This is a genomic window from Floccifex porci (assembly GCF_009696175.1).
Taxonomy (GTDB): domain Bacteria; phylum Bacillota_I; class Bacilli_A; order Erysipelotrichales; family Erysipelotrichaceae; genus Floccifex; species Floccifex porci.
The window spans coordinates 111,051-135,302 of the sequence record NZ_VUMM01000002.1; the positions used below are offsets into that span (position 1 = coordinate 111,051).

22 protein-coding genes are annotated in these 24,252 nt (G+C 33.9%); 7 read left to right on the plus strand and 15 right to left on the minus strand.

Features of this window, described 5'->3' with window-relative positions; genetic code table 11:
- The first annotated feature begins 76 nt into the window (after window positions 1–76).
- Genes FYJ50_RS01800 through FYJ50_RS01810 form a run of 3 tightly spaced genes read left to right on the plus strand, consistent with a single transcriptional unit; the run spans window position 77 to window position 7,103 of the window.
- Entirely contained in the window at window positions 77–2,578 is a 2,502-nt protein-coding gene (locus tag FYJ50_RS01800) for a PD-(D/E)XK nuclease family protein (RefSeq protein WP_154459336.1), read from the plus strand.
- A complete protein-coding gene (locus tag FYJ50_RS01805; protein WP_154459337.1) occupies window positions 2,578–5,739 on the plus strand; it encodes a UvrD-helicase domain-containing protein in 3,162 nt (1,053 codons plus the stop codon). The genes FYJ50_RS01800 and FYJ50_RS01805 overlap by 1 nt, the downstream gene beginning before the upstream one ends.
- Before the next feature lie 41 nt (window positions 5,740–5,780).
- The gene (locus FYJ50_RS01810; RefSeq protein WP_154459338.1) at window positions 5,781–7,103 is read left to right on the plus strand and encodes an NCS2 family permease; all 1,323 of its coding nucleotides are present in this window, start codon (window positions 5,781–5,783) and stop codon (window positions 7,101–7,103) included.
- Between the two features lie 56 nt (window positions 7,104–7,159).
- Here the strand turns inward: FYJ50_RS01810 and FYJ50_RS01815 are convergent, their stop codons facing one another.
- The 4 genes from FYJ50_RS01815 to prfA all read right to left on the minus strand — a co-directional run bounded on the left by FYJ50_RS01815 (window position 7,160) and on the right by prfA (window position 10,395).
- The gene (locus FYJ50_RS01815) at window positions 7,160–7,459 is read right to left on the minus strand and encodes a hypothetical protein (protein WP_154459339.1); all 300 of its coding nucleotides are present in this window, start codon (window positions 7,457–7,459) and stop codon (window positions 7,160–7,162) included.
- Window positions 7,460–7,594: 135 nt separating this feature from the next.
- A complete protein-coding gene (locus FYJ50_RS01820; RefSeq protein WP_154459340.1) occupies window positions 7,595–8,461 on the minus strand; it encodes a methionyl aminopeptidase in 867 nt (288 codons plus the stop codon).
- A gap of 15 nt (window positions 8,462–8,476) precedes the next feature.
- A complete protein-coding gene (prmC, locus tag FYJ50_RS01825) occupies window positions 8,477–9,322 on the minus strand; it encodes a peptide chain release factor N(5)-glutamine methyltransferase (RefSeq protein ID WP_154459341.1) in 846 nt (281 codons plus the stop codon).
- The gene (gene prfA / locus FYJ50_RS01830; protein WP_154459342.1) at window positions 9,319–10,395 is read right to left on the minus strand and encodes a peptide chain release factor 1; all 1,077 of its coding nucleotides are present in this window, start codon (window positions 10,393–10,395) and stop codon (window positions 9,319–9,321) included. The genes prmC and prfA overlap by 4 nt, the downstream gene beginning before the upstream one ends.
- 124 nt (window positions 10,396–10,519) lie before the next feature.
- Between prfA and FYJ50_RS01835 the strand changes: the two genes are divergently transcribed.
- Window positions 10,520–11,842, plus strand: a complete 1,323-nt coding sequence (locus FYJ50_RS01835) for an MATE family efflux transporter (protein WP_154459343.1) — start codon at window positions 10,520–10,522, stop codon at window positions 11,840–11,842.
- A 6-nt stretch (window positions 11,843–11,848) separates the two neighbouring features.
- Here FYJ50_RS01835 and FYJ50_RS01840 read toward each other — a convergent pair whose 3' ends face one another.
- Together FYJ50_RS01840 and proB are read right to left on the minus strand one after the other, a co-directional pair.
- Window positions 11,849–13,072, minus strand: coding sequence for a glutamate-5-semialdehyde dehydrogenase (locus FYJ50_RS01840; RefSeq protein WP_154459344.1), 1,224 nt, complete (start codon window positions 13,070–13,072; stop codon window positions 11,849–11,851).
- Window positions 13,069–13,839, minus strand: a complete 771-nt coding sequence (gene proB / locus FYJ50_RS01845; RefSeq protein ID WP_154459345.1) for a glutamate 5-kinase — start codon at window positions 13,837–13,839, stop codon at window positions 13,069–13,071. Before proB ends, FYJ50_RS01840 begins: the two co-directional genes overlap by 4 nt.
- A gap of 85 nt (window positions 13,840–13,924) precedes the next feature.
- Between proB and FYJ50_RS01850 the strand changes: the two genes are divergently transcribed.
- Window positions 13,925–14,680 carry a TatD family hydrolase gene (locus FYJ50_RS01850; protein ID WP_154459346.1) on the plus strand — a complete coding sequence of 252 codons (756 nt, stop codon included), beginning with the start codon at window positions 13,925–13,927 and terminating at the stop codon, window positions 14,678–14,680.
- Here FYJ50_RS01850 and FYJ50_RS01855 read toward each other — a convergent pair.
- The 8 genes from FYJ50_RS01855 to rpmE all read right to left on the minus strand — a co-directional run bounded on the left by FYJ50_RS01855 (window position 14,656) and on the right by rpmE (window position 21,605).
- Window positions 14,656–15,006, minus strand: coding sequence for an ArsC/Spx/MgsR family protein (locus FYJ50_RS01855; RefSeq protein WP_154459347.1), 351 nt, complete (start codon window positions 15,004–15,006; stop codon window positions 14,656–14,658). The two genes, FYJ50_RS01850 and FYJ50_RS01855, sit on opposite strands and share 25 nt — an antisense overlap.
- Window positions 14,999–15,961, minus strand: a complete 963-nt coding sequence (locus FYJ50_RS01860) for a ribose-phosphate diphosphokinase (protein ID WP_154459348.1) — start codon at window positions 15,959–15,961, stop codon at window positions 14,999–15,001. Before FYJ50_RS01860 ends, FYJ50_RS01855 begins: the two co-directional genes overlap by 8 nt.
- A 23-nt stretch (window positions 15,962–15,984) precedes the next feature.
- Window positions 15,985–16,995 (minus strand): bifunctional UDP-N-acetylglucosamine diphosphorylase/glucosamine-1-phosphate N-acetyltransferase GlmU, encoded by a 1,011-nt coding sequence (locus FYJ50_RS01865; RefSeq protein WP_154459349.1) that lies wholly within the window; start codon window positions 16,993–16,995, stop codon window positions 15,985–15,987.
- An 83-nt stretch (window positions 16,996–17,078) separates the two neighbouring features.
- The gene (locus tag FYJ50_RS01870) at window positions 17,079–18,401 is read right to left on the minus strand and encodes a GumC domain-containing protein (RefSeq protein ID WP_154459350.1); all 1,323 of its coding nucleotides are present in this window, start codon (window positions 18,399–18,401) and stop codon (window positions 17,079–17,081) included.
- A gap of 28 nt (window positions 18,402–18,429) precedes the next feature.
- Complete coding sequence (locus FYJ50_RS01875) at window positions 18,430–19,062, minus strand: hypothetical protein (RefSeq protein WP_205946371.1); 633 nt, start codon at window positions 19,060–19,062, stop codon at window positions 18,430–18,432.
- Entirely contained in the window at window positions 19,005–20,156 is a 1,152-nt protein-coding gene (locus tag FYJ50_RS01880; protein ID WP_235900901.1) for a helicase-related protein, read from the minus strand. The genes FYJ50_RS01875 and FYJ50_RS01880 overlap by 58 nt, the downstream gene beginning before the upstream one ends.
- Before the next feature lie 22 nt (window positions 20,157–20,178).
- On the minus strand, window positions 20,179–21,342 hold the full coding sequence (locus tag FYJ50_RS01885; protein WP_154459352.1) for an aminotransferase class I/II-fold pyridoxal phosphate-dependent enzyme: 1,164 nt from the start codon (window positions 21,340–21,342) through the stop codon (window positions 20,179–20,181).
- Window positions 21,343–21,389: 47 nt separating this feature from the next.
- Complete coding sequence (gene rpmE, locus FYJ50_RS01890) at window positions 21,390–21,605, minus strand: 50S ribosomal protein L31 (protein WP_154459353.1); 216 nt, start codon at window positions 21,603–21,605, stop codon at window positions 21,390–21,392.
- 142 nt (window positions 21,606–21,747) lie between these two features.
- Between rpmE and FYJ50_RS01895 the strand changes: the two genes are divergently transcribed.
- The gene (locus tag FYJ50_RS01895) at window positions 21,748–22,266 is read left to right on the plus strand and encodes a DUF5662 family protein (RefSeq protein ID WP_154459354.1); all 519 of its coding nucleotides are present in this window, start codon (window positions 21,748–21,750) and stop codon (window positions 22,264–22,266) included.
- 131 nt (window positions 22,267–22,397) lie between these two features.
- On the opposite strand, the gene tnpA is transcribed toward FYJ50_RS01895, so the two are convergent.
- A complete protein-coding gene (tnpA, locus tag FYJ50_RS01900) occupies window positions 22,398–22,814 on the minus strand; it encodes an IS200/IS605 family transposase (protein ID WP_154459355.1) in 417 nt (138 codons plus the stop codon).
- A 57-nt stretch (window positions 22,815–22,871) separates the two neighbouring features.
- On the opposite strand from tnpA, the gene FYJ50_RS01905 reads away from it, so the two are divergent.
- Window positions 22,872–24,137, plus strand: a complete 1,266-nt coding sequence (locus FYJ50_RS01905; protein ID WP_154459356.1) for an RNA-guided endonuclease TnpB family protein — start codon at window positions 22,872–22,874, stop codon at window positions 24,135–24,137.
- The last annotated feature ends 115 nt before the right edge of the window (window positions 24,138–24,252 follow it).

Here is a 24,252-nt window from a genome sequence, read left to right on the forward strand (position 1 = left end):
CAAACAAATACATTCCCTTTCACTTTGATTTGAAAGATTTTATTTCAAACTATGGTAAAATAAGAATGGTGATTCTATGAAAACAATAATTGTACCTTCCAGCCTTCATTTAGTAATGTATCAGAAGCTATTAAAAGAATATTCCAATACAATTGATGTACAGGTTCTTTCTTTAAATTCTTTTCTATATGATCATTCTGAACAGGAATTAAATATTTTATATCAATATCAGAAAAAAGGAGAGTCTTTAAGAGATTCGAATACATACAAAAACAGTTTTAATGATTTAACATTTTTAAAATCCTGTCTGTCTTTTATTCGTTTCTGTAAATTATATAATGTAAAAGACTTTCCTGAACATACACAGAAAGATAAAGATTTAAAAGAACTTCTTTTATCTATTTATTCAATAGAAACAAAAGAAGATCATATAAAACCTATAATCGATTTTCAATCCGTTTATATTCTTCATAAACCTTATAACGATATAGAAATGAAATGGATCTTATTTTTACTGGAAAATGGCGCACAATTTATAGATAAAAAGACTCAGACAAACTTTCATTATCATTCTATGGCCAATCCAAAAAAAGAAGCCCAATGGATCTGTCAAAGTATTATAGAAAAAAATTACAATGCCTGTGACTGTATGATTTTTACCAGTCAGGAAAGTGAAAATCAGGTATTAGCCCAAATGCTGGATCAATATAATATTCCTTATACTTTTTTAAAGAAAACGATCAATTCGTTTATTCTGGATGAATTCAATTCTGTCTTTTCCTGGATTCAGGAAAAGACACTTTCTTCTTTTTTAAATATGATTCAGCTTTTATATCCAGAAATATATAAAGATATGAATGCCTATTACACTTCCTTTCCAGATTCTATTTATCCTTCGTTTCATCTGGAAAAGATTGAATATGAAAAAAATTATTTAATAGAAGAAACTGATTTTCTATATTTAAAAAATGCAGAATCAAATATAAAACAATGGTTCTTAGACCATGATTTTCTATTACACTTAACAATGAATGATTTTGTTTCAATTTGTGAAATCATCCAGAACCATCACATAAATCCTTCAATAGAAGATATAAAAGCTTATCAGTATGTACAGGATTGTTACAAACAGTCTTTTGATTACTTAAAGGATCCTTTCTTACTGATTCAATATTTGAAACAAAGCTCTTTAACACAAAGTGTAAAGGAAATAAAAGGAGTCTGTATCTCTTCTTTAAACGATTGTAATGGAATTCGTCCGCATTGTTTTATTATGTCTGCCAATGCGAAAAATTTTCCTTCCATTGTCATTCATAAAGACATTTTTAATGAGAACTATATTCAGAATACAACTCTACCTTCTTTACAGAAACGATTATCTTTTCAGCTTCAGCAATTAAAAGATACTTTATTTCAGATGGAAGATTGTTTTATATCTTATGCACAATCCGATTATGAAGGAAAAACAGTGGAAGCTTCAAATGATATAAAAGAATGGATTGGAAAAGATGCTTCTTTTATAGATGTAAAAGAAAGTTCAAATTATGAAAAGACAAAGCTGTTTATTTCCAGAGAACAGGCAAAAGATCTGTTTTTTAAAGATTCTATCTTTAGTGTATCCCGATTAGAATCTTTCGCAAAATGTCCTTTTTATCATTATTTAAAATATGGTTTACATTTAAGAGAACCAAAAAGTGTTACAGAAGTCAGTACAAAAGGAACCTTATTTCATTCGATGCTGGAACATCTAACAACTATCTATCATAAAGATTATATTCATGTTCCTCTTATAGAAATTGAAAAAATCATTAAAGATGAATTTTCTTTCTTTTTAAAAGTATATCCTAATAAAAAAACATGGGTAGAAGGACAAATTATTGAATATTCACAAAAGATTCATCGTGTATTGCAGCAGCTGTCTGAATTTGAAAACAGCTGGCATATGAATATAAAGGAACAGGAATATAAAATTCTAAAAAAGATGGAATTTGAAGATATGACACTTACTTTTACTGGATATATTGATCGAATGGATACATCCAGCACCAGTTTCTGTATTTTTGATTATAAATCCAGTAAAAAAGAACTAAGAAAAGAAAATTTTCAAGCCGGTTTATCGCTTCAATTGTTGACCTATACTATTTATATAGAAGAAAACGAACATTTAAAACCAGTTGGATGTTTCTATATTTCTTTGTCTTCTCCTTTTATACAGGATGAAGCATTGCATATTTCCTATCCAAAAGACAATCAGAAGTTAGGATTTGTAGAACCATCCAATTCAAATGGACTGGATGAATACAATAGACAGAAAATTATTTCAGGATGGAATTTTGATGGCTTTGATATATATATCGATTCTAAAGAACAATTTGCCATTCCTAAAAATACTTTATCTTACGAAGAATGCAAAGAACAATGGGATATCATCGTGAATGGATTGTTAAAGAAGATGAAAGAAGGAGACATCCAGGCCAATCATGTTGAAAATGCATGTATGTATTGTAAATTCCAAAGAATCTGTCGTAACAATCGAAAAGAAGTCCGTCAAATATCATTTATAGAGGAGGAAGCCTGATGCCGTTTTCACCCGCTCAATTAGAAGCCATTCAAATTCGAAATAAAAATGTGATTGTATCTGCCAGTGCAGGAAGCGGAAAAACCAGCGTGCTGGTTCAAAGACTCAGTACGCTTGTGATCCAGGATCGTATATCCATTGATTCCATTCTGGCTATGACATTTACCAATGATGCTGCCAGTGAAATGAAAGATCGTTTAAAACAGGATCTTCTCAAACAGAAACAGAAAAATCCAGAAGATGCCTATCTGTCTAATCAATTGACATTGCTGGAAACCGCTTCGATCTGTACCATTGACAGTTTCTGTCAGAATTTAGTTAAAACCTATTACTACAAAATTCCAATTTCCCTGACAATGGCCACGACTGTAGGTAGTGCTTCTCAGATTCGAAAGGCAATGACAAAAGCGTATCAAAGAGCTACTCAACAGATTTCGGTAAAGGATTATATGGAGTGTAAGCTGTATTTTCAATCGTTTGGAAAAAAAGAAGAAGACATTCAGAAAACAATTGAACAAATGATTCAGACTGGTCAATCCAAGCCACATATGGATCAGTGGTTTTCTCTAATTTCAAATCATTTTGATACGATTCAGGAAGAGTCTTTAAACTGGTTTTTTCAATATTTTACAGAAAAAATGATTTCAATGATTGAAATTTTAGATTCTATGATCGATAAAGTAAACGATATGGAATTTAAAAAAGAAAGTCAGAAAATGGCTATGTTATCTCGTTTAGAAAAGAAACGGGAATTTAATTCCATTTGTTTAAAGCCTCTTAAAGAAAAAAATTATGATGAATTCAGAAAAATTTTTATTGCTTCCATTAATCTGACAGAAAATATTCCTGGAACGATCAATAAAATAAAAATGAAGGAAAAAGACAATTATTTATCTTTTCAGAAAGATATTTCAAATGTTTTATATCCATGGCCTCAATTTATAAATGACATTGAGAATCAGAAATCTTTAGTTCATACACTGATTTCTTTATGTAAATATACATGTATATTTTTTGCTGAAGAAAAGAAACAGCAGGAATTTATTGATTTTAATGATATGGAACATTTTGCCCTTTTACTTCTGGAAGATCAAAGCATTCAGGAAGAACTGCAGACTAAATACAATGAAATATTAATTGATGAATTTCAGGATACCAATGAACTGCAGGAAACCATTGTTTCTAAATTCTGTCGCAAAAATAACGTCTTTCGTGTTGGAGACATCAAACAGTCTATCTATGGATTTCGTCAGGCAAAGCCTTCTATTATGAAGGAACATATGAAAAGTACTTCTAATTATGATAAAGCTTTGGTATTAAAAGAAAATTATCGTTCCAATCAAAGTATCATTGAATTTAATAATGATTTTTATGAAAAATTAATGAATTCCAATTTATTAGGAACACAATTTGAAGAAGTGGATATCGCAAAAGTGGGTATGGAATCACAAAAAGATTCTTTAGCCCATCCCATTCGTTTTCTTTATTCCTGTATCGATGAGATTAAAGAAAGTTATGATCTTTCTTATCCAGAAGCCAAAAAATACAGTCTGGTTAATCGTTATCATTTAATGGCAAAATCTATATTAAAGGATATTCAGAATGGAAGAAACTATAAAGATATCTGTATTTTATTAAGAAATCGAAATCAGCTGGATGATATCAAAACCTGTCTGGAATCGTATTCTATTCCTGTATTTGCACAGGTAACCAATGGATTTTTTACCAACCAGGCAGTTCAGATTGTCTGTGCCTGTTTAAGCTGTCTAAATAACCCTTATGATGATATTCAGCTGATTGCCTGTTTATGTTCTGGTTTATTTGAAATTTCTTATGAACAGATCAGCCAGGTCTGCAAGACAAAAAATAGAAATGCATCTTTATATGAAACAATAAAAGACTGTGATTTTATGATTCCTTTTCATACTTTCAGAAAACAGAAAGAAAAAGTCATTCCCAGTCTAATTCGACAAATTTATCGATATAATGATTTTTATGAAAATCATACGTCTTCCCAGGATAAAACCAATCTGGACTATTTACTGGAAAAAGCAGTAAATTATCCAGATCTTTTAGACATTGATGGATTTATCCTGGAAATTGAAGAAGAATCAAAACTGGATATTATCGGACAGGCCAATGCGTTTGGAAAGGAAGAAAATGTGGTTCGTATTATGACCATGCACGCTTCAAAAGGACTTCAGTTTCCAGTTGTCTATATTTTATCCAGCAATGAAATGAAAAAAAGAACTGGTATTGTTTCCATCGATTCCGATTTAGGGATTGCTTTACAGTATCTGGATTATCCTCATCGTTTAAAACGTAAAAGTTTATTTTCTTTAGCTTTTGAGACTAAAGCCATTCATGAAGAACTGATGGAAGAAATGCGTATTTTATATGTGGCAACAACACGAGCAAAAGAAGAACTGATTTTTGTCGATGCGATCAAATCTGAATCGGATTATGAATCCAGTCTGAATACACAGGCTTTATTATCTTTTAAATCCTATACCAGCTGGCTGTTTCATATTTATCGAAATGAAAATACAATTCAATTTATAAAAGACAATCATTTATATGAAGTAGAAGAAAAAGAACCGGTCAATATAAAGATTCCTGTTTTAAAATATCAGAAAGAAGAATCTGTTTTTACTTCTTTTGCGGCTTCACAAACGAAATTAAAAACAGGCTGGCCTTCTTTTGAATCCAATGATTCAGCTATGAATCGAGGTACTTTATTTCATGAAATGGCAGGTTTGCTAGACTATCCATATCTGAAAGAAAAGGTCATCCAATACGCAAAAATGAACAGTTATGTCATGTCAAATAAAGATCTGGATCAGTTCTTATCTTTAAATGAGAATAAACTGTATAAAAAATGGATGAGATTGAATCATCAGTTTGAATTGAGCTATATTGTTTTAAAAGATGAAATGGTTCTTCATGGATACATGGACCTTGTGATTTTTGATACCGATATTACGATACTGGATTTTAAAACGGATGCGTTAAACGAAATGGAATTAGTTGAGACTTATAAAGAACAATTAATAACTTATAAAGAAGCTTTACAGAAAATTTATCCAGATTCTAAAATTTCTACTGTTTTATATTCATTTTATTTAAAAAAAGTCATTCCTGTAGTTGAATCTGAATCCTAAAACAAATACAATGAAAGAGTATTTTTTAAAGGAGAGAATATATGGAAAAATTATTCAAACTTAAGGAAAAAGGATCCGATGTTAAAACTGAGATTCTTGCCGGTATTACTACTTTCTTAGCTATGGCATATATCTTAGGTGTTAACCCAAGTATTTTGTCTGCTTCTGGTATGAGCCCAACAGCTGTATTTACAGCAACTGCCATTGCTTCTGGTTTTGCTTCCATTTTAATGGGAATCGTTGCAAACTATCCAGTAGCATTAGCTCCAGGTATGGGAGTTAACGCATTATTTGCCTATACAGTATGTGGAGCAATGGGATATAGCTGGCAAGCTGCATTAGCTGCCGTATTTATTTCCGGTGTCATCTTCGTTTTGATTTCTGTAACAGGAATTCGTAAAGCTATTATCAATGCCATCCCTGTACAAATGAAATTTGCGATTGGTGCTGGAATTGGTTTCTTTATTGCCTTTATCGGATTTAAAAATGCAGGAATCATTGTCAGCAACGAAGCAACCTTTGTTGGAATTGGAAATTTAGCACAACCTGCTGTTCTGCTGGCATTATTTGGATTATTGGTCACAATCGCACTGGTTGTTAAAAAAGTTCCTGCTGCTGTATTTGTGGGAATGGTTGTTACAGCCATTGTTGGTGTAATTCTTGGTTTCATGGGAATGGAAGGAATGCCTGTTATTTCTCAGGTGGCATCTTTCAACTTTGATTTCTCTGCTGCCGGACAATTTGCGAATGGTTTTGCGGAATTGTTTGCTTCTCCATTCCAGGCTATCGTTATTCTTTTCTCTTTCTTATTCGTTGATTTCTTTGATACAGCAGGTACTTTGATTTCAATTGGAAACAGTATTGGACTGGTAAATAAAAAAGGTGAACTTGAAAATGGCGAAAGAGCTTTATTATCGGATGCGATTGGTACCGTTGCTGGAGCCGCTTTAGGAACTTCAACCGTTACAAGTTTCGTTGAATCCACTTCTGGTGTTGGTGTTGGTGGACGTACAGGTTTAACAGCTGTTACAACAGGTGTATTATTCTTACTGGCTACTATTTTCTCACCATTCATCTTATCCATCGCAACAAATGCGGTTACAGCTCCTGCTTTGATCGTTGTTGGTATTATGATGGCTCAACAGTTAGGAAACATCGAATGGAAAGATATGGTAATTGCTGCAGCTGCCTTTACAACTGTAATTATGATGGTATTGATGTATTCCATTTCAGATGGTATTGCCTGCGGATTTATCATTTATTCCATTGGAATGTTAGCAGCTGGAAGAAGCAAAGAATTAAATCCAATTATCTATGCACTGGATGTATTATTCATCATTTACTTTATCAGTTTATGCATATAAGGACTTGAAAAAGTCCTTTTTTTTTGCAAAAAAAAAGATATTGAAAATTCAATATCTTATCCATTAACTACATCTTTGTATTTTCTACGATCTGGATGTAAGTTATCTACATAATAACGAATTGTTAAAGCCTTCGCAATTTTTGTACGAATTTTAGGTTCTACGATAAATCCGTCTCCTTCTAACATAGCATCTAACATAGCTTTGCAGCATGGTGAAATATTATTCACTCCTGGTTCACAATTTTCTTTTAATTCACCCGCATTCAATTCTATATATAACCACATTTTATCATGCGCTTCCTGTTTCATTTCCTGAATCTTAGCTGCATATTGTTCCTGAGTCCATTTTTCCATAAATAATATAAATCCTTTCTATTACGTTGATAATATACTAATTTAATATGAAATACAAGATTTTGTTCCTTTTTGAAATACTTTTTTTCATTAATTTTCATGAAATCGCTCACATTTTTAAAAAAAGTAGAAATTTTAATAAGCTAAAATTTCTACTCCTTTTTCTGTTACATAAATTGTATTTTCCCATTGTGCCGACAATAGACCATCTTCTGTATAAGCTGTCCAGCCATTATCCGCATCAATAAATAAATCTCTTTTTCCTTCATTGATCATTGGTTCAATGGTAAAAACCATACCCGGTGCAATGACCATACCTGTGTTTCGGATTCCTACATGATGGACAAACGGATCTTCATGAAACGCATTTCCTACTCCATGCCCGCAGAAATCTGTTACAACACTGTATCCATTTTTATGAGCTACTTCCTGAATTGCCGCTCCAATATCACCAAAATATCCCCATGGACGTACGGCTTTGATTCCTGCTTCCAGACATTCTTTTGTGACATCCACTAATTTTTTTGCTTCACTGGATACCTCTCCAATGCAATACATTCTAGAAGCATCCGCAAAATGACCATGTACAATGGTTGTACAGTCTACATTTATAATATCTCCCTGCTGCAATATAATATTTTTGTCTGGAATTCCATGGCATACTTCATCATTTAAAGACGTACAGCAGCTTTTAGGATACCCTTCATATCCCAGACAGGCTGGAATTGCTCCATGAGATACAGTATAATCATAAACCAGCTGATCAATCTGTTCCGTTGACATTCCTTCCTTTATCGTTTTTCCAACTAGATCCAGTATTTCATTATTGATCTTTGCTGCTTTTCTAATCCATTTTATATCTTCCTCATTTTTGATCAAAGAATGAGGAGGTACTATTTTTCCCTGCAGTTTCAATACAGAAATGGTATTATCCCATTGTTCATGACAATGTTTATATTTCTTTTTTGAACCACACCAGCATTCTGAATTCTTTTTTAACAAGTCGATTCCTTCTTTCTATAATTCAATGGTCAACATACGATCTTTTCCAGACATATCTTTATGAACCTGAATACAGGCATCTGGAAAATATTGTCTGGACAGTTCCATTAAGGCTTTTCCCTGTTGATATCCCATTTCAAAAGCCATAAATGCATGTTCTAAACAGACAAGATGTGCTTTTTCAAATACATCTCTATAAAATTTTAAACCATCTTCTCCTCCAAATAAGGCAACATGTGGTTCATAATCAACCACACTGTGTTCCATTTCTTCTTCATCTGGAATATAAGGAGGATTGCATACTAAAATATCACAATGAAGATTTCGATCTATAAATGGATCCAGCATACTTCCACATATGAAATTCACATGAGCCTTTAATTTTTCATTGTTTTTATACGCAACATCCAATGCCTTCTGTGAAATATCTGATGCGATAACATCCATTTTTTCTTCTTCTAAATTCAAAGTAATCCCAATGGCTCCCGATCCAGTTGCCACATCAAAAACAGTGACATGATCTCGATTTGAAAATTTCTCATCAAATTTCTGTAAAACAAGTTCGACCAGTTCTTCTGTTTCACAGCGAGGAATCAGAACATCTTCATTTACGATAAAATCATAGCCAAAAAACCATTCATATCCTAAAACATAGCCTAAAGGCTTTCCCTGTTCCATTTCGATTACTGCTTTTTTATAGATTTCTTCAATTTCCTTATCGCATTCTTCATTCATCAGAATGTATAAATTTTTATCTCTTTGACGACATAATTCCACCATTAAGAGCTGAGCAGCCTGTTCTCCCTGACCCGCCTGAAAAAGACGTTCTCTGGCATCCAGAATCAATGAATGATAGGTCATTGGTTTTCTCCTGCCAGTTTTGCCTGCTGGTCTGCCAGTTGTAATGCGTTCATCAGATCTTCTAAACGTCCATCCATAATACGATCCAGCTGATTGACTGTATAGCCAATACGATGGTCGGTTACACGATTCTGAGGATAATTATAGGTACGAATCTTTTCTGCACGATCTCCTGTTCCAATTTTCGTACGACGCTCCGCTCCAGCTTTTTCATCGATTTCTCTTTGTCTTTCTTCATAGACACGGGCACGAATGGTCATTAAAGCTGTCGCTCTATTTTCATGCTGGGAACGACCATCCTGACACTTCACAACAATTCCGGTAGGTTTATGTACAATACGCACCGCTGAATCGGTTTTATTGATGTGCTGTCCACCCGCTCCAGAAGAACGCATGGTTTCAATTTCCAGATCGTTCATATCAATGTCAAAATCTTCTTCTTCAATTTCTGGCATACACAATACCGTAGCAGTAGAAGTATGAATTCGTCCTTGTGATTCTGTCTTAGGAACACGCTGTACACGATGAGAACCCGATTCAAACTTTAACGTTCCATAAGCCCCATCTCCATTGACTTTAAAGGAAACCAGAGAATATCCACCAGCTTCACTGTCTTCCATTTCAATGATTTCAACACGCCATCCTTTAGATTCACAATATTTTGAATACATTCGAAATAAATCTCCCGCAAAAATGTTTCCTTCATCTCCACCAGCAGCTCCACGAATTTCTAGAATACAATTATGAGAATCATTTGGATCTTTTGGTACCAGTAATAGTTCCAGCTTATCTAAATATTCCTGAATTGCTGGTTCCAGTTCTTCAATTTCCATCAATGCCATTTCACGAATTTCCTTATCATCTTCTAACGATAATACCTTTGCATCTTCTAATTCCTGACACGCTTTTTTATATGCATTATATGTATCCACAACAGGAAGCAATTCATTCTGTTCACGTCCTAATTTTGCCATTTCTTTACGATCGGAAACAATATCGTTTCGCATCATCAATTCATTTATTTCTTCATGACGAGCCACTAAAGACTCTAATCTTTCTTCCATTTTTGCCATACTTGTTTTCCTTTCCATCTACATAAAATCGCATCATAAATATATCATGAAACCACATAAAAATCATTTATTAATCAATAAACAAATAATATATGTTATAATTTATTTCGTTTTTGGAGGTATTATGAATCAAATTTCTTTAATCAAAGGACCTGTTAAAAAAAGTATTCTCCTATTTTCCATTCCCTTCTTTTTTTCCAATCTGTTTCAACAGTTATACAATACCATTGATACTCTTATTATTGGACATTTTCTTGGTGATTTACCTCTAGCTGCCATTGGAAGTACATCTGCTGTATTTGAATTAATGGTCGGTTTCTGTAATGGATTGGGACTTGGATTTGGAATTGTTGCTTCTAAATATTTTGGAGCCAACGATAAAACTTCTTTAAAAAAAGTTGTTTCTCATTCTATCTTTTTAGGCATTCTATTTTCTTTAGGTCTAACTCTTTTATCTTATTTTTTATTGCCTGAACTTTTAACTGTATTGGATACTCCTTCTTCCATTTATTCTCAGGCATTATCTTATATACAGATCATCGGTTTATTTTTAATTGTCACTTTATTCTATAATTTATCCGCCGGTTTATTAAGAGCTATAGGAGATAGTGTAACTCCATTAATTGTTTTAATTCTCTCTTCTTTATTAAATGTAGGTTTAGATTTTATATTAATTACTCAATTTTCTTTAGGAATTAAAGGAGCTGCCATTGCCACAGTGATTGCTCAAATTGTATCCACTTTTGTATGTATTTTATTTATTTATAAAAAGGCAAAAATATTAATCCCAGATTCTTTTCAATTTGACTATGATCTTACTATGGATCTATGTGCACAAGGATTTTCAATGGGACTAATGTTAAGCATTGTATCCATTGGAACCGTTACTCTACAATTTGGAATCAATCAGTTAGGAACCCGCATTATTGCTGCACATACAACCGCTCGTAAAACATTAAGTTTATGTTCGTTATTTTTAAGTGCTTTATGTTCTTCCATATCTACTTTTGTATCACAGAATCGAGGAGCCATGCGAAAAGATCGTATTATTGAAGGCATTCATTTTGTGAACCAGCTGGGAATTGTTTATGTATGTATTTTATCTGTACTGATTTATTTTATATCCAATTTTCTTGTTCAATTGATCAGTGGAACAAAAGATCCCTATATTATTCAGAATGCGACAATGTATTTAAGAATCAATGTTCCCAGCATGATCGTTTTGGTGGTGCTGTTAAACAGTCGAAACGCTTTACAGGGATTAGGTAAGAAAGTTATTCCATTAGTATCCAGTATCATAGAACTGATTGGAAAAGTTATTTTTACAATGATGATCATTCCCATTCTTTCTTATTTTGGTGTTTGTTTATGTGAACCGGTTATATGGATCTTAATGACCATACAGTTACAGTTTTCTCTTCATAAAGCAATAGAAGCGTTCCATTGAACGCTTCTATCTTATATTTCCATTTCCATAAATCACATATTTATATGTGGTTAATTCCTTTAATCCCATTGGTCCACGAGCATGCAGTTTTTGAGTGGATATCCCCATTTCACAACCCAATCCAAATTCTCCTCCATCGGTAAAGCGAGTAGACGCATTTACATAAACTGCTGCACTATCAACTAATGATGTGAATAAAGAAGCGTTTTCTTCATTCTTTGTGATAATGCTTTCGGAATGATGTGTTGAATGTTTCTGAATATGTTCAATGGCTTCTTCAATATTTTTTACCACTTTAACTGCTAAAATATAATCTAAAAATTCAGTATCATAATCTTGTGGAACTGCTTTCTTTCCATCAATGATTTCTAAAGCTTTTTCATCCAGTCTTAATTCTACTTCTGGAATATATTCTTTTAATTCTGGCAAAAATTCTCTTGCGACTTTTTCATGTACAAGTAATGTTTCCTGGGCATTGCATACCGATGGACGGCTGGTCTTGGCATTCTTTACAATCCGTAAAGCCATATCCAGATCACAATCCTGGTCTACATATACCGTACAGATTCCTGTTCCTGTTTCAATACATGGAACCTTTGCGTTTTCTACACAGGAAGAAATCAGTCCTTTTCCACCTCTTGGGATCAGTAAATCAATATATCCCACACCATTCATCAATTCATAGGCACTGTTTCTTGTGATATCATCAATTAATTGAATCACTTCTTTCTGGATATTTGCCTTTTCCAATCCTTCCTGTAAAGCATCCACAATGGCTTTTGCGCTGTTATAAGCTTCTTTTCCAGTTCTTAAGATACAGACATTTCCACTTTTAATTGCTAAAGAAGCCGCATCACTTGTCACATTAGGTCTTGATTCATAAATAATGGCAATCACTCCTAAAGGAACGCTTTTTTTCTGGATACACAAACCATTGCGATTTACTTCTTCCAGAATCTGATTGACTGGATCTTCCAATTCAATCACTTCTTCGATTCCTTTTGCCATCGATTCAATTCGTTCTTCATTTAAAATCAGACGATCCAGCTTAACTTTTGATAATGTATCTTTTGCCTGCTGGACATCTTTCTGATTGGCTTTCAGTATGGAATCAGTATTTGTACGTAACGCATTGGCCATTTCCTGTAAAGCTCTGTTTTTCTGTTCTGTTGTTAAAGTAAGCATCTGTGATACTTCTTTTGCCTGCTTCATAATATCTACTGTTTTCATTCTTTTACCTCTTTTTTGAATAATGTTCCAATAAACTGATTTTCCATAATATCATACAAAATATCTGGATTTTTCCCATTGGCAATTACCATATCACAATTGGCTTTTGTGACAATCTGCGCTGCCTGCAATTTTGTGATCATTCCTCCCGTTCCTACTTTTGAAGAAGAATCTCCTGCCAGTTTTAATATGGAATCATCAATTGTATCCACTACCTGAATCAGTTTCGCATTTTTTTCTTTTGAAGGATCAGAAGTATATAATCCATTAATATCCGATAATATAATATATAAATTCGCATTTAAACTTTTTGAAACGACCGCTCCTAATGTATCATTGTCTCCAATTTCAATTTCACTTGTCGAAATGGTATCATTTTCATTAATGATGGGAATACAGGAATACTTTAATAATTTTTCAATCGTATTGATACAGTTTTCTTTACGCTGCTCAATGTCTTCTTTTGTCAACAATACCTGTCCTACTGTATGATTGTATTCACTGAATAATTTATCATACGTATACATCAGTTCACACTGTCCAATCGAAGCAACTGCCTGTTTTCCCGGTAAAGTATCTGGTTTATCTTTTAATCCCAGCTTTCCCATTCCCATCGCAATGGCGCCACTGGAAACCAGAATCAGTTCATTTCCTTCATTTTTAATATCGCTTAACACTCTACATAAACTTTCCATTCTTCGAATGTTCAACAATCCTGTATTTGGATGCGTCAATGTAGAAGATCCCACTTTAACTACAACTCTCATTTTATTCTCCCTTATAAAACCTTGTGTTTATTCTATCATATTTTAAAAATTTGTTGTAAAATTCATAGAGAAACGAGGAGTGTTTATGTATACCGATTCACATTGTCATATAACAGACGATTCTTTATACAATCGCATTGATGAAATTATGGAAAACTGTTTTAGTCAGAATGTATCGAATTTAATGGTCATATGCTGTAAAGAAACAGATTTTATCAGAGCTTGTTCTCTAAAAGAAAAATATCCTTTTATTCGAATTGCTTTTGGATGGTTTCCAGGGGATGCGAAAGAAATAGCAGAATCACATTTTAAAATACTGGAAAAAAATATCGATAAAATTGATTGTATTGGTGAAATTGGTCTGGATTATTACTGGGATGATTCTTTCAAAGAAGAACAGAAAAGTATTTTTATTAAACAGATTTTACTTGCCAATCAATATCAGAAACCCATTGCGATCCATATGAGAAGCGCAACAAAAGATACATTGGATATTCTAAAAGAATATGCACAGACAAAAATTCTTTTTCACTGTTTTTCTGGAAGCAAAGAAACGATGATGGAATGTTTAAAGTTAAATTCATATATTTCTTTTGCCGGACCCATCACATTTAAAAATGCCAGACAGGCTCCTGAATGCATAATAAATTGTCCAGTGGATCACCTTTTAACGGAAACCGATTCTCCTTATTTATCACCAGTTCCTTTTCGTGGAAAGCAGAATGAGCCTAAAAATGTACAGTATGTCGTAAAAAAAATCTGTGAATTAAAACAGATCGAAGAGACTGTTTTATGTTCACAGATTGAAAAAAACTTTTATTCATTTTTTAATAAAAACTGATATTCATTTCCTATATAAATATTCTCTTTATCGATCACAATTGGACGCTTTACCAGCATTCCATTTTGTGCCAGCAAAGAAATCAGCTCTTCCTGTGAACAGACTGATTTCTTTTCTTTTATATTGAGTTCTCTATACAATTTTCCATGTGTATTAAATAAAGAATCCAATTTAATTCCTTTTGAAATCCATATTTTGATTTCTTTTTCATCTGGATTGTCTTTAACAATATCTCGATATTCCACTTCATATTTTGCCTGTAATGCCTTATAAGCTTTAATACAGGTTGAACAGCGTGGATATCCAATAAATAATATCTTATTCATGCTGATGTGCCAAAGCCGTATTTAAAGCTCCAGATAAAGAACTGTTATCTTCCACTGCACGAATTAAAGCTGCCATCAATGGAGCAACCGAAATCACTTTCATTTCTGGATATAATTTTTTATTTTCACTCTGATCAATGGTATCTGTACAGATAAATTCTGTAATTTCTGAATTTGTTAAACGTTCAATGGCTGGACCAGATAAAATACCATGAGAGCATACCGCATAAACATCTTTTGCTCCCTTTTCTTTTAACATGTGAATTCCAGATACTAACGTTCCAGCTGTATCTACCATATCATCAATAATAACGGCTATACGACCATTTACATCTCCTAACAGACCCATTGCTTCGGCAACATTTGGTCTTGGACGTCTTTTATCAATGATTGCAATCGGAGCATCCAGTTCCAATGCCAGATTACGTGCACGAACGGTTCCTCCATGATCTGGTGAAACCACAGTAACATCTTCTAAATTTTTATGTTTTAAATAATTAGCAATCAGTTTCAATGCAGAAATGTCATCGGCAGGAATATCAAAAAATCCCTGTTCCTGTGTCGCATGCAGATCCACTGTAACCACGCGATCAGCCCCTGCTGTTTCCAATAAACTTGCCACCAGTTTTGAAGTAATTGGCTGACGAGGTTTAGCTTTACGGTCCTGTCTTGAATATCCAAAATAAGGAATAATACAGTTAATTGTGGATGCACTGGCACGTTTGCAGGCATCGATACCAATTAAAAGCTCCATCAGATTGTCATTGACTGGATTGTTGGTACTTTGCACAAAATATACATGTTTTCCACGAACCGACTCTCCCAATTCAACTAAGATTTCCCCATCCGCAAAGTGATTGACTTTGCATTTTCCTAATTCAATTCCCAATTCTTTACAAATTCCATGTGCCAAGCCAACGCTTGATGATAAAGCAAATACAATTGTGTCTTTCATTTGTCCGTCTCCTACTCTTTTATCTAAACATTTTTAATGTTTAAACCATTTTCTTTTATATATTCAAAAGGACCAATTTTCTTTCCTTCCTGAATCGTTCCATTTTCTATTTTACTATTATCAATGCATACATGTTTACCAATATATGAATCGATAATTGTCGAATTTGAACAGATTTCAACATAATCATCAATGACTGTATTTCCTGTAATTTCTACATTTGGATGAATGATCACATCATGTCCGATTTTTACATCTTTCCCAATCACCGTTCGTTTTGGATCAATAATCTGAACTCCTTTTTTCATCCATTCTGTATTGATACGACTGGTCATCCATTCATAAGCTTTATTTAATTCCAGACAATCATTGATTCCCATCACTTCATCCCGGTCTTCAATCACCATTCCATTTACACGTTTACCCTGTGAAGATAAAATTTTTACCATATCCGTTAAATAATACTCATTCTGAGCATTGTTTGTCTGCAGCTTATCTAAATTTTCAAACAGATCTTCATTATTGAAACAATACATTCCTGCATTGATTTCTTTAATTTCTTTCTGTTTATCTGTACAGTCTTTTGCCTCAACAATTTCCATTACATTTCCTTGTTCATTACGAACAATTCTTCCATAATGAGCCCCATCTTCTAAAACAGACGTTAATAAAGTTAAAGAAGCATTTTCATTAGCTTTAAATAATTTTTCCAGTGTTTCTGGTGTAATACAAGGACCATCTCCATTGATGACAACGGTCTGTCCTTTGGCTTCTTTTAACTGTGTACACTGCATTACTGCATGTCCAGTTCCCAACTGAGGCATCTGCATCGCAAATTCACATTCTGGATAGGCATCCATAATACTTTGTGCCTGATACCCAACCACAATCACAATTCTTTCGGTATGTACCGCTCTTAAAGCATCTAAAATATATCCCAGCATAGGACGATCAATAATCGGATGCATTAATTTGCTTAATTCCGATTTCATTCTTGTTCCTTTTCCTGCTGCTAAAACAATCGCATTTCGCATATTGTCTCCTTTCCACAATCCCTATACATTCTATCAATTTTTATATACTTTTCAAACACAAAAAAGATAGTAAAACACTATCTTTAATCTAATTCATCCAGCTGTTTCTGATAAACGCTGATTTTATTGGTTAGTTCATCCACCACATTCTGGGCATCGTCCACTTCCTGCTGTGCCTGATTCATCGCAGACTGCGCATTGCTTGCTTCATTTTTGGCAGTATCCACCTTTGTCTGAGCCGTTGAAAGATTGGATACAGCTGTATTGTAATCCGATTGAAGAGCATCCATACTTGCCTTTGCACTTTCCACTTCTTTCCAGATCTGTTCACGTGTTTCTGTATCTGAATAATCTGTATTTAAATATTCCGTATACTTCATATTGTATGTATTCTGGTATGACTGATACGATGCAATGGTGCTATTGTATCCGTCCAGTACACTCTGTTCACTGCTTAATGTATTGGCTGCCTTGTTATAAGTGGCTGTTGCTTTATCTAAAGCTTCCTGTGCATCTTCCAGATCGGAACGGGCTCTGGATAAATCCGTTTTCAGATCGTTAATTTTTTCTTTTAATTCTGCTTTCTTCTGAGCAGTTTCAGTATTGTTGTTCTTGGAATTCTCTTTTTCTTTACTTTTTGCCATAGCCAAAAGTTCATCAAAAGTACTTCCTGTTTTTGCTTCTAAAGCTTCATCAATCTGATTCTTCTGTTCTTTTGTCAGTTTATTATATTTGGATTCCAATTGAATGATTTCCTGTTTTTCATCCTCACTATAGAAATCATATCCATCGATCCAATCCATAATTTCCTGATAATACGCTTCCTGCTGTTCACTGCTGATTTCATCACTTGTAAAAGTCTGAACCAGTTTCACAACACCAAAAATTAATAAAATTGCTAAAAGGATTCCTAATACCGATGCCACGATTACCGCAACGGTCTTCGCTCCATTCTGTTTTGAAGATTTCTGCTTTCCTTCTTTTGAAGTTTTCTTTAAATGGATCGAAGAATCTTCTTTACCTTCCTTTTTAGATACTTTTTTACGAGTTAATTGAGGTCCTTTCTGATCTTCTAATAAAGATTGAATTTCATTGTCATCAATTACGACTGTACCCGAAACTGTATCTTTCTTTTCTTCCACTTTATTTGGATCAAAAGCCATAGTTCCAGATAAATTTTCTGGTTCTTTATTTGTATTGACATCCTTTGCCCCTAATACAATACGTGTATCACTGTCTTTTTCTTCCCTGACAAAAGAAGGAATTTCTGCTTCTTTTGATACATGTTTATTTACTCTTCTTTTTTTTGATTGAGCAAAAGCATCCATTTTCTGATTTAAAGTTTCATCTTCATAAGAATCCAGTAATCTGGAAATTTCATCTTGTTCTGTTTCTTTTCTTACCATATCTATCACCTTTGCGTATACTATTCTATCAAAACCTCTTTTGTTTTTCCATAGACTTTCCCTGAATCCACAAAGGATGTGCTGATAATAAAAAGATTTTTTCTGGATTTAATAAACGAATTCCACATTGGAGCGTATTCATAGATGTACAGACATCATCAAATAAACAGATAGAAGAAGGTATGGTATACAATTCTTTTCTACAAATGACATTCTTTATATGTTCACGATTTTTACTTTCCGATTGTTTAATATTACTATTTTTATATAAAGGAGAATAAACATTTGACTGATATAAAATTTCAATATTTGGTTCAAACCCTCTTTGATAACGACTGAAATCACTGGAAGGTATAACACAGATGGAATGATATTTTGTGATTTTCTTAAATAAAGAATAACAATCATGTAAAAAAACTTCTTTTAAGGCAATGTCTCTTTGTTCCTTAAAACGAAAAAGAAGACGCTCTAAAAATTCATTGTATTCATAAAGTACATAAATCCATATTCCATTTATTTTATAGGCTCTTCTATGAAGGATAAACTGTTCTCTGCAGGATTGGCATATGCATTCATTTTCAAAAAACAATGAAGATAGAGAATCTATTTTATCATTACAGATTCTACATCTTTGTTCATCTGTTTTAATTGATGAATACATTCTTTTATAGAAGGACTGATACTTTGACACAATAAAACTCCTTTTCCATAAGGATCCGAAAAACTTCTTCCCACTCTTCCTAATATTTGAATTAAAGTGGAAACTGTATAAACGATATGATCCGTTGAAAATACAATAACTGATACATCTGGAATGGTAATTCCTCTTTCTAATAAAGTGGTTGAAATTAAACACTGAAATTTTTTTTGATGAAACTGGTCAATGATTTCATCTTTATTTGTGATTTGAGAATGGATAAATGAATTGGATACAAAAGGAAGTAAAAAATAATGAAGCCAGATACAATCTTTTCTTCTGGGAACAAAAATAAGACATTGTTTCTCTTTCCATTTCTTAACATAGTATAAGATACAAAACAGCTGAATAAAGACAGGAGATACGATGACTTCTGGAATCAGTAAAGGTTTTCCATGAGGTCTTTGAAATAAGGTAACCACTTTGGATTTTTCCAAAAGCGTTTTATCTGGAGTCGCACTTAAATAGAGTTTCTGACCTGTACAGGATAAAGAAGCAATGGAAGATAAAACATCGTTACCAATATAAGGAAAAGCATCCACTTCATCCATGATCAGTAAATCAAAGGCATAGGGATAACGATACAACTGATGCATCGTACAGACAATAATATCGCCATCTGTATCCTTTGTATAACCTTGCGTTACAGCAACGATATGTAAAGATGGAAATATTTTCTGCAGTCGTTCTCTGATTTCTAATACAACCTGTCTTCGACTGATCGCAAATCCTACTTTTTTTCCTTGTGATAAATAATAACAGATGCTTTCTAACGTAATTTCGGTTTTCCCTGCTCCTGTACAGGCATATAAAAAGACATCGTTTCCTTCTTTTAACAATTGACACACTTTAAAAGAAACTTCTTTCTGTTTTGTTGTCAGTTCATATTTTAATTTCGGCTGAATTTGAATGATTTTGTGAGTAAGGGAAACCGGTTTTATTTTAGTATTGGCATCCAGCCTGGAAAACATAATGCATTTACGACAATAATAGACTCCCTGATCAAAATAAAAATAAGCGGGATCGGTATTGGAACAGCGATAACATTTCATATTCATATATACGAAAAAAAGAAGCAAATCAGAAAATTTTTGCTTCTTTTATTTGTTGAGCGGCTTTATAGATTTCTTGTTCATCCTGAACCAGTGCAATACGGACATATCGCTTTCCTTCCTGTCCAAATGCCTGTCCTGGAGTCATTACTACGCCTGCTTTTTCAAGCAGATCTTCTACAAATGCCATAGAATCCGTATAGGAATCTGGAATTTTTGCCCACATAAACATCGTAGCTGGAGTAGATGGAATATTCCATCCAATTTCTTTAAACGCTTTGACCATTGCATCTCTTCGTCTCTGGTAAGCCAGACATGTCGATTGAATGCTTTCTTTTCCATTTTTTAAAGCTTCAATGGCTGCATATTGAATGGGCTTAAAAATCCCATAATCCATATTTGACTTTAATGTATCAAATGCTTTGATCATTTCCTTATTTCCTACACACACTCCCAATCGAGCTCCTGCCATACCAAATGTTTTAGAAAAAGAATTTAATTCCACTCCAATTTCTTTCGCTTTTGGAAACGATAAAAAGCTTTTTCCTTTTTTTCCATCAAATACCAGTTCACTGTACGCATTATCATGCAATACCAAAATATTATATTTATGCGCAAACGCAATCAATTCTTCATAAAATGAATCCGGTGCAATGGCACAGGTTGGATTGTTTGGATACGATACCACCATTAATTTAGCCTTTTTCGCAATTTCTTCATCAATTTCATCAAATTGTATCAAATATTGATTTTCTTCTTTTAAAGGCATGTAATGAACCTTAGCTCCTGCAATCTTTGGCCCATCACTAAAAATCGGATAATACGGATCAGGTACCAGTACGATATCTTCTGGATCACATATAGCCATAGGAAGAACACTTAAAGCCTGTTGAGAACCCGAGACACAAATCATTTCCTCATAGGATAGATCTACCTGGTAACGATCCTTATACCATTGTTGAATGGCTTCTTTCATTTCATCCATATCGGTAATGGCGTATTTCCAGTTTTCAGGATCGTTCATTTTTTCTTTCATTGTATCAATGATAAAGGAAGCAGGCGCAATATTAGGAGAACCAATTGAAAAATCAATTACTTCTTTTCCTGTTCTTTGAATAAATTCTTCTTTCATCTTTTTAATTTCTGTAAAAATAGAAGTTCCAAATGCTTCCATTCGTTTTGCCTGTATCATAAAATCCTCCTTTTATTTAAAAAAGGTGTCTTTCGACACCTGATTTTTTATTTGTTGTTGAATCCGTATTTCTTGTTAAATTTTTCAATACGTCCTTGAGCAGCTGCGAAACGTTGACGTCCAGTAAAGAATGGGTGACAGTTACTACAAGTATCTACACGCAATTCATTTCCTTTGATTGTGCTTCCTGTTTCAAATTCAGCTCCGCATGAAGTACAGATACATTTAACAGTGTGATAATTAGGATGAATTCCTTTTTTCATACTATTTTCCTCCTTCCGCCTTAAACTCTTTGAGCCTAAAGTAAGTGCTATAAAATAATAACATCCCTATTTCTTTATTTCAAGCCCATTTTAAAAAAAAGTATCATTGAATTTCTTTTACATTCCTTTTATAATTTTGTTTATGAAATGGCTTCAACATTTAAAAACAATTACACAGCATAAAATAAAAGTAACCTGGCTATGTTTTCGCTGTCATTTGTTTAAACAGGGTTTATTACACGATTTAAGCAAATATTCTTATATTGAATTAAAAACTGGATTCAAATATTATCAGGGATACCGTTCTCCAATTGATGCCGAAAAAGAAGAAAAAGGCTATTCTTTAGGATGGCTTCATCACAAAGGAAGAAATAAACATCACTGGGAATACTGGCTTGATTTTGGTAAAGATGGCATCTATCCATGCCAGATGCCCGTCAATTATGTTATTGAAATGTTTTGTGATCGAGTTGCTGCCAGCATGATCTATCAGAAAGAGAAATACACAGACTCTTCTGCATTAGACTATTATATACAGGGAAGAGATAAAATTCTGATTCATCCCAATACAGATGCTTTGATTTTCTCTTTATTAACTTATTTATCCAAAAATGGTTTAGATAAGACCATTGAACATATTAAAAAAGAAGTGAAACAGTAACAATCTTATCTGAAAATATTGTATAGGATCCTTTCAAAACACATAAAAACCGATTATTTGGTTATTTTGACCAGACAATCGGTTTTTTCATAAAATACAAAGGAAACAACGCCTCTTTAGAGGCGGTTTGACTATCCCTGATTCTCAATGTATCTCTCGATTGTTTCTTTTGACACGTTACCTATACTGCACGCAAAATACCCGTCCGACCAAAAGGTGTTCTCTTTCCAAAAGTACCCTCTGAGGTAAACGCCGTGCCTTTTCCATACATGATAGGTACTGTAAGACTTCAGTGTGCTCACAATCTGCGAGATATTGTCAGTGGGATTGTACTGCAGCAGTATATGTATATGATCCTTGTCTGTTTCCATTCTCCGGATATACCAATGTTTTCGGACGCAGATATCAAATATATATTGCATAACAGCCTCCCGAATTTCTCCAAACAGCAACTCTTTTCTGTATTTCACAACAAATATCAAGTGAGCCATTAAGAGATTCTTGTTGTGTCTTCGGTATTGGTATCTGTCATCTGAAATATTATGCATATAGCTTTCCTTTCAATAGATAGATGTAGTATAATATATCTATTGAAGGAGGTCAAAATGGCCGACACTGTTAAGACAATGAAACTGCACATTCACATGGATGACTCTGATATAAGCTCTGTTGAATATATGACAGAGCAGTATCGTCTTGCCTGCAATTTCGTGTCTCAGTATATCTTTGACCATGACTTTCCAATGAGTTCTGTGACTCTTAGTAACAGGCTGTATCAGACAATACGTTCTGAATTTGGGTTGAAGTCTCAGATGGCACAATCCGCAATCCGAACAGTGACAGCCAGATACGATGGGATCAGAACACAGATGAGGGAAAAGCCATATAAATTCAAGGACATCTATACGAACAAGTGGCACTGCATCTATCGGAATCTGAACTGGTTACAGAAACCTGTTCTGTTTTCAAGACCACAGGCAGATCTTGTCCGAAACAGAGATTACAGCTTTGTAACAGATCAAAAGACGAATACAACATATCTATCCCTGAATACACTGGATGGCAGAATCAAAGTTACTTTTGATGTACCTGCATGTTTCAGTGATTACTTTGATGGTACATGGTCATTTGGAACAGGAAAGATTGTATCCCTGAAAGATGAATGGTACTTTCACATTCCAGTGACCAGAAAGAACGACATTGAATTTGACAAAGATCAGGTGAAGCATGTTGTCGGCATTGATCGTGGTCTTCGTTATCTGATGACAACATACAATGAGAAAGATCAGACATCTTTCTATTCTGGTGAAGCAGTATGCAGGAAAAAAGATACCTTCAATAAAGTCAGAGCTGAACTGCAGTCTAAAGGTACAAAATCAGCAAAACGTGCACTGAAACGTATTTCCGGACGAGAAAACCGTTGGATGAGCGATGTCAATCATTGCCTGTCAAAGACACTCGTGGATACATACGGAAGCAATACACTGTTTGTGATGGAAGACCTTACGGATGTCAGCTTTGATGAAAACCTGAGAAGCCGTAACAGTAAACAGCGTAATGAATTACGATCATGGTCTTTTTACCAGCTGGAACAGTTTCTGACATACAAAACAGAAGAAGTCGGTTCTAAGGTTATTCAGGTATCACCGGAATACACATCACAAAGATGTCCGAAGTGTGGAAGAATCCATAAAGCCAATAGAGACCATGATTCACATCTGTATACATGTGACTGTTGTGGATATCAGGCTAATGACGATCAGGTTGGTGCCATGAATATTCAGCTGTTAGGAACATTATGGATTTCTGGTAATGAGAATCCGAAGTTCAGAATATCTGAACAGGGAAAAGCAATCAGACCAACCAGTTAACAGAATATTCCAATACGGGTGTCCGTCAATCACCCGACGATGTAGCCACAGTCCTCTGTACCGAGGGAGACACAAGCTGTCTAATATGGGAGCATTACCTTGTAATGACGTTAGG